The organism is uncultured Gimesia sp. (genome assembly GCF_937919775.1).
In the GTDB taxonomy this organism is placed as follows: Bacteria; Planctomycetota; Planctomycetia; order Planctomycetales; family Planctomycetaceae; genus Gimesia.
This window is the reverse complement of the sequence record NZ_CALFPF010000305.1, coordinates 1-11663: the sequence shown is the minus strand read 5'-3', so window position 1 is coordinate 11663 and position 11663 is coordinate 1. Positions and strand designations below refer to the sequence as shown.

The following is an 11663-nucleotide window of genomic DNA, read 5'->3' as shown; positions in this document are numbered from 1 at the left end:
TTTTTACGCGATTGACCTGTTTGCTGTCTATTCTCACCAATTGGCGAGGGTACTGAATAATGTACAAAAGGTGGATAATATGCGACATCTGAGATTCACACCTCGTTTCTTCCTTTTTTCGTTGATGGCTTGTTTTTTGTTGGGGGTTCCACAATATCTGGTGGCGCAGCCACCGGTCGATGCCGGTAAACCTGCTGTGGCAGAAAAGGATAAAACTTCAGAAAAACAGGACGAATGGGATCGTCTGATATATCTCCCCTTTAAAAATATCAAGGACGTGTTCAATAAGTCCGATGCGACAATCTTCATGCCTTACCTGGAGTATCTGAAACTCTGGTCGCAGGCGGCTGGGATCTCTCCTGATGGGGGCATCAATTTTCCGGTCAAAGCTGTCGTGACAAATTCATCTTATACCGGAACAATTGAAGAGAATGTCGTCCGCATCAACTGCAACCTGACGGTACAGGTGATGGGGGATCCCTGGGTGGAAGTTCCCCTGCGTTTTGGTAACGCCGCCATTGGAAAGGTCACTTCCGGGAAGTCCCAGGTCTTCTTGCGGGGAACCGGTAACGGAAGCTATGCGCTGCTGCTCTCAGAGAAAGGGGAGCATCAGGTGCAGATTGAATTGTTAACACGTGTGAAAAATTCCCCCGAGGGACGCAGTTTCCAATTTGAATGTCCGACGGTTGGGATCACGGCTCTGGAATTGACCATTCCGGAAGCGGACCAGACTGTGAAAATCACTCCACAGCTGGTGCGACTGCCTGTCGAATCTCCTAAAACTTCCACCTTGATCAAATCGACTTTGGGAGCGACTGATCAAATCACTGTTCTCTGGTATCCCCGTGAGAGCACGAAACCGGAAATGGACTTATTGGCGAGTGTTGAGAATTCCACATTGGTGTCTATTCGAGACGGCCTGATCCATACACAGACATCTTTAAAATATGATGTTCTGCGAGGCGATATGCAGAGTGCGCGGATTGCCGTTCCGCTTAATGATCGTATTCTGGATCTTGCTTCCTCAAATACCAAAATTAAAAGCTGGAAAGTCGAGAAAGCGGCTGGCAGGCAGGTAATCTCGGTTGAGTTTCTTAATAAGCTGCAAAATGGTGCATTGATTGAAGTGCATACGGAAAAAGAAATCCCGGAAGAAGCATTCGAAATATTAGGTTTGTCAGACACAGCGACGAACGGAATTCATGCACTTGATGTGATCAGGGAAAGTGGCCAGATTGCCATTGTGCCCGGTGAAAGCATGACGTTTACTGTCACCAGTTCGGAAGGGGTGACCCGTAGTGAAGAGGCTGGCATACCTGCGAGTATCCAACGGTCGAACGCTGTTTATTACCGATTTTTCAACCCCTCAGCGAAATTGCAAATCAGCGTACAGCCACTGGAGCCTCGGATTTTTGTCAATCACTTAACCGAGTGCTTTTTCGGCGAAGATGAAATTAAACTCGGCGCGCAACTCGATTATGACATTCAGCGGGCAGGCATCTTTTCTTTTCAATTGAAAGTTCCTGATCAACTTGTGATTGACTCTGTCAATGTCGCGGGTTTGAAAGAATACAATTTTGATAAGCAGTCTCGACTGTTAACAATTTCATTACTGCAAAAGTATCAGGGGAAATTAAAACTGCAGATTCGTGCTCATCAGGATTTTAATCAGGGAGAGCAGGAATCAAAGATCAGTGTCCCATTACTGGAACCGACAAGCGTCGAACGGGAAACAGGTCAGATTGCCATTTATGCACCGGAATCGATGGAGCTGATTATCAGCAACCCGGACGTGATTGGTGCGCAACCTGCGACGAATACCCAGAGGTCACAGCCTGCCGGCAACATGTCGTTAGCTTCACTTTGGGATTACAATCGTCGTCCGGTCACGATTCCTGTTCAGATCCGGATTAAGCCAACACGACTTGTCGCAGATGTCGCCACCAGTGTTGACGTGAAGGAGCAGATCGCAGAAATAACCAGCAGGATTGATTATCAGGTGCAGTATGCCGGCGTCGATACGTTTCGTTTTGCTGTGCCGGAAGCGATTGCTGATCTGATCCAGATTCGTTCCTTGTCAGCTGCACCGGCTCCGTCGATCAAGCAGAAAAACCGTGCAGAAGAAGCGGTCGAAGGCTGGGTTGTCTGGACCGTGACCACACAGCGGAACGTGCAAGGCCCCTATTCGCTTGAAGTCCGTTATGACATCACACCGGGGATGCTGGCATCTGCAGCAAAGCCTGCCGAAAAAGAAGCGGGCGACAAGGAAGAGGCAAAAGCTGACAGTAAAAAGCAAGCAGCGCCCGAAAGCGAACAGGATGAATTGTCGCTGAAGAAAATTGTCCTGCAGCCGTTGAAAGTACTTGGTCTGGTAAAATCGGATGACAATCAGCGGTCACGTGATGTTCCGTTATCGAGAGTTTATGGAGAAATTTCTGTAAAAAAATCAAAGACACTTTCTGTCTCTACATCTCAATTGGATGAGTTGCTGGATCCGATCGATATTCGTGAATTGAAGTTATTGCCCCAGGAAGGATTTTTAGCCTACCGGTACTTTAACCAGCCGGTCACTCTGGAACTCTCATTCACGCGACACAAAATTCAGGAAGTCGTTGAGACAATCATTCTGAAGTCTCTGGTGGAAGTCGTGGTGAGCAAGGAAGGGCGTTCAACGTATCGTTGTCGTTATTTAATGAAATCGAGTGAGCGACAGCAGTTGAAGGTTGCGCTTCCGGAAGGGATGGAGCCGTTAAGCATTACGGTCGCGGGGCAACCTGTCCCACTGGAAAAAGATGATCAGAGCCAAAGTGAAGATGGCTGGTCAACCTACTTCATTAATGTGGCCCGCGATCAGTCTTCGGATCAATCTTTCCTGATCAGCCTGTTATTTACGAAAGCGGTTCCTCGGATCACAGATTCAACAGGAGGAAACCTGAGGCTGCCACTGCCTCGCTTTGGAGGGACCAAAGGTGAAAACGTAGTTGTGCAACAATTAAAGACGGCGATCTGGGTGCCAGAGCAGTATGCGCTGGTCAGCGTCTCTGATGATTTTGAACCCGAGCATCAACCTTATCTTGCTGGGATTGTTCCCAAACGTGGAGGCATTCAGGCTTCTGGGACCGAATTTGATTCCTGGATTGGTACGTCTGGTGGTTCTTTGATCGATTTCCCGACAGAGGGCCGTACCTTTACTTATACACGTTTGGGTGACAGTAGCGAAATCAGTGTTTCCTGGTGGAAAATCTCCTTTTACACCTGGATCTTGAGTGGCTCGTTGGTCCTGATTGCCTTGGTGATGCGAAACAGGTCCTGGCAAAACAAGGTCAGTGTTCTGATCTTTCTGGTATTCATCCTTGCCATGTTCGCTTTGACGAATGCAAATATAATTCTCAATGGCGTTTATGCCGCCCGTTATGGGATTCTGGCGATGTTGGGGTTGTGGATTCTGTATGCTTTCACGGGACTTCGTTCCGGGATTTCAAAACCCCGTTCATCGGCCGATTCACTGGATTCCAAACTCACAGTCAGTGGTTCATCAGCTGCTGTGATTCCGCCGCCGGGTATTTTTGATGACTTTCTGCAAAATCAATCTGGCAAAAAAAGCTGAGAGACGAGCGTGGTGCCTGCCTATGTCAAGACGGGCATCGTTAATGAGAGATTTTAAAAGATTAACTGTGAGCGACAAACTTCAATGAGGTTCGCCATGATTCTGAATAAAACAAGTTCTCGCGGTTTCGCAACAGCTTACCAGACGCCAATTTTTCATCGAAAAAATTTGCTGAGTTGGTCGGTGTGTCTGATGGGCTGCTTTCTCTGCCTGAGTTCAATTATTGAACAGCCCGTCCTGGCGCAGAAGTCGGTTGTCAAAGAGCGTGTTCCCGCTCCCGATTTGAAAAAATGGCCGAAAACCGCCGTTTATATTCCCGTGGATGAGTTGGATGCCTTAATCACACGCGACCGCAGCGGCGTGTTATTGCCGCGTGCCCAGTTTGAGGCATTGAAAAAACAGGCCAAAGTGAACTCAGGTGGCGTTGAACTTCCCCGGTCAGAGATTGTGATTCATGATGCAACCTACCAGACAAAGGTCTCTGATCATCAGTTATTAATCGAAGCGACGATTTCCTTTCGACAATTTGAACAGCAATTAGTGGTGATGAATTTGCCTTTGAATGGGTTGGCGATTGAATCTGCAATATTGGATCAACGTCCGGCGATGATTGCGCGTTCCACAGGAAAAACTGCGATGCTGCAGTTATTCAGTCAGCTGCCGGGCGAACATCGGCTTGTGCTGCAACTGTCAGCGCCTTTGAATACCGTTGGCAGCGATCAGGTCTCGCAGTTTCAACTCCTGCCTCATGTCGCCAGCCGATTCAAGATAGAAATTCCCGCAAAGCAGCACCTCGTCGTGAATGATTTGATCGTGAAGCCGTCTGCCTCGGTAGACAAAATAGAACATTATGAACTTCCCATCGGCGGTGATGGACAGGTTAGTTTAAAAATCACAGAGCAGGCCCGGCAACAGTCGAATGATTCTCTGATCTTTGCCCGCACCGCGATTGGTATTGCAGTGAGTCCCGGGAAAGTTGCCTGGCAGGCACAGTCGGCTCTCACAATTTTTGGTCAACCCCTGGATCGGATCGTGCTCAGCGTTCCTCAATCTCTGGAAATTGTCAGTGTGGAATCAACGGGCTTGGAATCATGGGTATTAAACGACAGTATGCAGGATCGAAACAGAACTGAGATCACCCTGAATTATCGGCAACCCATTGAAGGGGAGCGTCACATTGTCTGTCGCGGCGTGATGACAACCGAGACAGATCAAGCCTGGAAAGTTCCTGATCTTTACATCGAAAAGATAAACTCGCACGTTGGTTCTGTCTTGATTCGCTATCCGTTGGGCGTTCGTTTGCAGGTTGAAAAGACGGACGGCGTCAGGCGGCAGGCACTTGAAAAGACACCAATGCGGAAAGAAACTCCCGAACGTATCGTAGTCAGTCCCGGGTTGGATTATGATTTCTGGCAGCAGAAGTTCGAGATAACTCTGGTAACTCAGGAAAAACGTTCCGAAGTGCAGATGGCCGCTTCTACGATTGTAAACATCAATGAGCAGGGTATGGATCTGCGACTGGTCACGACCGTGGAAAGTCTGTTTGCGCCGCTGTTTGAATTTCAGATGAAAGTTCCGGCCGAGTGGACCATTCTGGGGGCAACTCTACAGGACAATAACATCGACTGGAAAGAATCCTCCCGAGAAGCAGGCAGCAAGTTGATTCGACTCACTTTCCCCAAAGCGCTGCCCGCCAATACGGAAGCCAAAGTCGTCGTAGTTGCCCATCGTGATCTGGAAAACTGGCCTCCGGATGCCGACAGTCTGTTGCTGGAACTCCCCAAAATAGAACTCCCCCAGGCGAAAATCCTGGAAGGCTCGATTGTGATTAACGCCGACAGTGACTGGGATCTGGTTCCCAGCGGGTTGACGAATCTGGAACCGATGCAGGAACGGCTGCCCCAGATGCGCTTCGGATATCAGTATCAGGACAATAACTACTCAGGCAGTCTGACTGTATCCCGTAAGCCACTGCAGTTGGCCGCGCATCATTTACAATATATAAGACTGGATCAGACGACTTTATTTTCACATTTCGAAGCGACTCTGAATGTAGAGCGGGGCAGTTATCGGACACTTATGGTCGCGCTGCCGGAAAGTGCAGGCACGGACCTTCAATTTCGCCTGCTGGAAACGACGGGCAAAATTATTGAACAGGTGGCCGACGAACCGCAGAACGAAGTGCGCGTCTGGACGTTGAAAATGGATCGACGCTTGAGCGGGAAACAGATTCTGGCAGTGACGGTAGAACAGCCTCGAAAAGTGGGGGAGACTGTCAAGGTTCCTCAATTGCAGATCATGTCTGCAGATCGCCAGTATGGCGAGGTGGCGTTCGAAGCCGAAGGGGATCAGCGGTTGAAAATTCAGGCAACCGGTTTGCGGGGGCAATCGCTGACATCCATTGATGCCGCCGAACTGCAATTGCCGGTGGCATATCAGCCACGCGAACGAATTGTGGCTGCCTATCGGTTTGTCGGAGTCGGACATCAGATTCAGGCTGAGGAAACCCGCTTTGATCAGACAGCGGTTCCGACGGCGATTGCGCATCAACTGATCTTGAAAAGTGTGTTAGGGCATGCAGGAGAAGTCCAAAACGAGGCAACACTTCTGTTTTCGGCGGTGGGCGTTCAATCGCTGCAGGTTGTATTACCCGATCAGGCACAATTGCTGTCTGCACTTGTGGATGAAAATCCCGTTGAAGTTCGCAATACCGGTCAGGCTTTCATCATTCCCATTTCGTCTGACAGTCAATCTGACGGCACTCATACATTGAAGCTGTTGTACGATGCAAACCGGCCTCCCGTATATCAGGCACGACAATTTACACAAACGCCGCCACAGGTAGCCGTTGTGGATGGAACAGGACAGACTCAACCCTTAAAAATTCTGAATCAGGCATGGTCTGTTCTGTACCCAAATGAGTTTCTCATCACAGAGAGTTCGGGAGATTTTACACCCGATAAACCATTAGAGCGTCCCGGTCTGATTGAAAACGTGCGCCAGCACCTTTCCGTACTTCCGTTCAGGAATATTCTGGGTAGAGCGTTTATTGTTTTGATTGTCTCCCTTGCAATTCTGATTTGCACCTACTGTTTCCGCAGAGGGGGTCTCTCAGGTATAGCGTCTCTTGTGGGAGGATTCTGTGTACTGTTTTTGTTGTTTCTCTTGCTATTGCCCGCGCTGGACTCGCCACGTGCGTCAGTAAGAATCTCGGGGGAACGGCCATCGCCGTCTGCGTATTACCTTAATGATACGAAAGACCTCAACTTTAATGAACGAGAAGCTATGGGAGTAACGGCAACACCTCAAACGGAATTCAGTGTAGAACCTGCTGCGAAACCAGAAGCTGTGAATCTTCCCTCATTAGCAGAAAGGGATTCGTACAGAAAACAACCAATTTTAGATCAAATGGTGCCAGATCTGAAAAATCAACGGTTAATCACAAAATCTAAAAGACGAATTGAAGGTGGTCAGGTCTTTTCCCAGGGAATGAAGGGGAAGTCTGATCTCACGGTCACCAAACTCGGTGAGTCTGCGAAAAAGGAAATGGCTGATCAATTCGCCGAGCCGCTGCCTGCCAGAGTATTGGGGGGGCGATTGTCGGTGGTGGCTCCTTTGCCGGAGCCGGAAGGTTTCCGGTCGCTGGCATTTCAATATTATGGTGAACCTCAGCAAAAACCTTTGGCGCTGGTGGTTTCGCTGCAGCAGACACACAGCAGTCAGAGAATATTCATCGCCGTGATTGCCGGCATGCTCTGGTTGTCCTGGTTGTTACGGGGAATATCTTGTGTGAGAAAACTGCTGGTGATTCTGGTTGGCGTTCTATTTCCTGTAGCCTGCAGTGCACTTTTTCCCGTCAGATTTCAGGAAGTTCTGGATGGTCTCTTTTTTGGATCGATTCTGACAGCCGTGTTCTGGGGACTAGACTGGTTTGCGCGACATCTTCGATCGGAAATCAAAGCGGTACTCTGTTCTGCAGATAAGCAGAAGGCCACGATTGCTTCACTGATTCTGCTCGGCACTTTAATGAGTGACCCTGGGGCTGTGTTTGCTCAACAGAAACCCGTAGTCGAGCCACGTCCACCTCAGGATCTGGTCGTCCCCTATGAAGCAGGCACTGATCCTCTCAGCTCACAACGAATTTTTCTGTCACGCGACGAATTTAAGAAGCTCTGGAATGCAGCACACCCTGATCAGCCGGTAGATCAGGCAGACCTATCTGTGGGAGCCGTCAGTCAGGCGCTGTATGCTGCCAAAGTACAGACGGGAGCAGAAGCAGGTCAGGCCATCGTGCATGTGACGGGGCGTCTGGTAATTCACACGGTTGGCAACCAGCCCGTCACACTCCCTTTACCGTTGGGAGAAGCCGCGATTAGCAGTGCGCTGTTGGATGGAAAATCAGCAACGTTATTGACGTATCCTCAGAATAAATTCAGCGCGACAAAAGCAGTCGCAGAGCATTTTTATTCCATTGTCATTTCCAAGCCGGGTCTGCATCTGCTGGATCTGGAATTCGATCTTCCCGCGCAGCAGGCCGGAACCGCAGGCAGTTTTCGCATTGATCTGCAGGCGGTTGCCAGCGGACGATTGACTCTGGAACTTTCCGATCCGGAGTCACAAATCAGCGTCACAGGGACCAGAGCCGCTTATCGCAAGCAGATGGTCGCAGGGAAAGCAGTGCTTGAACTCCCCATCGATCAGGGGGGCGATATTCAAATCGCCTGGCGACCGGCAGAAGCGCGTGGCGCCATTCAGGGAATCGTGCAATGTCAGTCCACAATCTCAACGATCATTCAGGATGCGGGTCTGGAACTGCAGAGCGAGCATCAATACCATATCCGGCAAGGGGAAATTAATCAGGCGATTTTACAAATCTCCGAAGGGTTACGCATCCAATCCATCAGTGGTCCCGATGTCGGGGGCTGGGAGATTGTGGGCACTGGCGAAGCACGCCGCATCAAGATCTTCTTGCGACGTGATATTAAAGATGCGACCAAGGTAAATGTGGTCGCCTTTCAGCCGTTATCGATAGGCAAGCAATCCCGATCTCTCAATTTACCCCAGATCGTGCCTGAGAATATTACAAATGAAACCGGGACTGTCGGCGTGTATTCCGTGCCCTATTTTCAAATTCGACCCGAAGAAATTGCGGGGGCGATTCAGATCGATTCGCGACAATTTCAGAATCCGGCTACTTCTTCACCGATATTAAACATCGCCGGACAGGCTTTGAATCCGCAATGGGCATATCGTTTTTCCCGACGGCCATTGACATTTCGTTTTGCTGTCTCCCGCAGACAGGCGGATAAGCAGGCGATCGCCGAACACGCTGTTTTAGTGTCACCCCGAAAAATGACTCTTTCCAGCAAGGTGAGATATCATTTGAAGGGAATTCCTGAATCGACGTTTGTACTTGAACTGCCGGAATCTTATCTGGTTCTGAATGTCAACGCGGAAGGGTTGGACGACTGGTATGTTATTGAGCAGAATGCCGATGATATGCGGGTACTGATTCTCGAATTTGCGGAGCTGAAAACAAGTCAGGTGGATATCGTCCTGGACGGTGTGGTTTCACGGGATGCCAACCAGCGTGACGCAGAAATCGTGATGCCGACCCCTTTGGAAGTATCATCGATCCGCAGCGATCTGGCCATCTGGTGTGATGAATCTCTGGTAGCCCGTGCTCCGGAATTAAAGGACTGGCGTTCGATTTCGGCTGATGATTTGTCGTCTGAACTGAAAGCACAGCAATCCCGACTGCCTCAATTTGCATTCCGTTCAACGGCAGAATTACCAGAGTGGATTAAACTGGAACTTTCTCCCGCGCAGCCCGGTATTACAGCCAACTCCCTGGTAATGACAACCGTAGGGAATGTTTCGGTGAGTCATACAGTGGGGATTCGCTGGTCCATTCAGGGGGCTGCTACCGATGTATTATCGTTTACAACTCCTGCCTGGTTGGGTGAGCATCTGGATTTTCGTGGGGAATCGATTCGACAGGTGGATAAACGGGTGATTGGTGGTGCCGTTGTGCAATGGACCATTTATCTGCAGGATTCGGTCGAGGGGTCTTACTTCATCACAGCTGAATCGACGTTGTCCCCTCCTGCTTCCGGTCAGATCGAAATCCCCCAGGTGCGCGTGATGGATACCAGTGGCAAAGTTGATCCTCTGACAACCGAGCTGGAGACTCAACAACATTATCTGATGCTCGTGAATCATTCATGGGCACGACTTTCTTTGCTGAATCAGGCAAGTATTAATTCCGTTGATCGTCAGGAAGTGCCTCTGGTGATTAACGATGCTCTGGCAAATCAGGCGATGGAACTGGCACGCATCATGCGTAGCGACAAACCTCCCACTTACCAGATACAACAGTTCCAGGCTGATCAAGGGGCCGCCGCTGCCGTCAATCTGGCCGAGTTGACAACGGTATTGGCTAATGATGGCAGCTGGAAAACCCATGCTGAATATCGATTGCGAAACCGTTCACGTCAATTTCTGGCGGTGCGCCTTCCGGAAAATACTCAAGTCTTGAGCGCTTTTGTAAAAGAGATGCCTACTGCTCCGGTTCTGCTAAAACGTGATCCGCAAATAAAGGACTCAGGCGAAGCTGTTTACCTGATCGCATTGCCCAAAGGGAGTGCCGCCGATCTGTCGTTTTCAGTGAATTTGATTCTGGCAGGTCGCTTGTCAGCACCGTTACCCCAAGGGGCCTTTCGCTGGCAGGCAGAGACAATTGATTTACAGCCACCACAGATTGTGATCCCTGCTGAAGATCCCGATTATGGGATACCGGTGGCTCAAACCAGGTGGACCGTTTATGTTCCCGACGAATATTCTGCGACAGCACTGCTCGATGATCCGCGGACCAATATGACTCCCGTTGAAAAAGTGGATGCTGCTGGTTTGAATTTTACAAACCTGACCAAAGATGTTGAAAATTTATACTCCGTTTACAGCGGCAGCAAAAGTGATCGCGTTCGCAGCCGGGTGATCAGTAACCTCAAACAAGTGGAACAACAGCTGGATACGAGTTCGTTTTCGAGCGGTGGGCAGCAGAGCTTGCGAATCAAACAGCAGATTGGTGAGATTCAATTAAAGGAGCAGCAACGTCAGGCACAACAGGAAAAACTACTTCGTTCTTCCCAAGATGCAAATTCAAATGGGAGGGCGGACTTTGACTCGGAAGAAACGTTTAATCAGTTAGTCATTGGAAATAATGAGACGTTGTTTAAGGCGAATAGCGGCTCCGGTTCTCAAACAGAACTGAACGCGGCATTCGGCCAACCTATAGTCGGGACCCCGGTCGGAAAACCAGGGCCTCCCCATCCAGTCAAAGATACAAAATCTCAATTAAAAGGATTCTCAAGTTATAATCCAACCGACAAAGCTGCTGAAAAAAAACAACAGGGAGCGCAGTCTCAACCCGTTGATAGCCGTGCGCTCCGGCGCCAGCAAAGCTTCGAAAATGCTGCCGGACAGTTTCAGTCTCCGTTAGGGCTTCAGCAGCAAGGGCAAGTGCCGGGTGCTGGTGTTTTAAGTTCCAACGATGGTAAAAGCTCTGGGAAAAAGCCGATGATGCCCCCTGCAGGGAGCTTCAGGCCCGAGTTTAAACGGGAAAATCAATCTCAAGAAATGCCTGCTGAACCAATGGCTGGTGGATTTGGCGGAGGGCTTGGCGGATTTGCTGCAGATCCATTCTCTCGTGCTGCAGATCGTCAAACTAATGTGACCTGGGGAATGGAGAACCGGAGCCAACAGACTGCCTGGACTCAAACTGGGGGGATTTCTCTGAAGTTTGGTCTTCCCCTGCATGGTCATAAACTGGAATTCACAAAAATTAATGGTCAACCCAAACTGGCATTAAACGTGAGACCTGAGAACACGTACGAGGTTGGTTCCGCGCTGCTTTGGACTGTGCTCTGGAGCGTAGTTTTGATCGGACTGCTATTGTCTGCAACCTGTTGCCCGCAATCAGCAGTGTCACAAAAATGGTTGGGGGTTTTGCTTGCTCTGTTCGGTTTAGCAGGCTGGTTATTCCTGCAGGGATGGA

2 protein-coding genes are annotated in these 11663 nt (G+C 49.6%); both read left to right on the top strand.

Features of this window, described 5'->3' with window-relative positions:
- Window positions 1-79 precede the first annotated feature (79 nt).
- Window positions 80-3607 carry a hypothetical protein gene (locus tag Q0294_RS08405; RefSeq protein WP_299463276.1) on the top strand — a complete coding sequence of 1176 codons (3528 nt, stop codon included), beginning with the start codon at window positions 80-82 and terminating at the stop codon, window positions 3605-3607.
- 192 nt (window positions 3608-3799) lie between these two features.
- Window positions 3800-11663: hypothetical protein (locus Q0294_RS08400; RefSeq protein WP_299463273.1), on the top strand; the 7864-nt coding region annotated here is incomplete at its 3' end.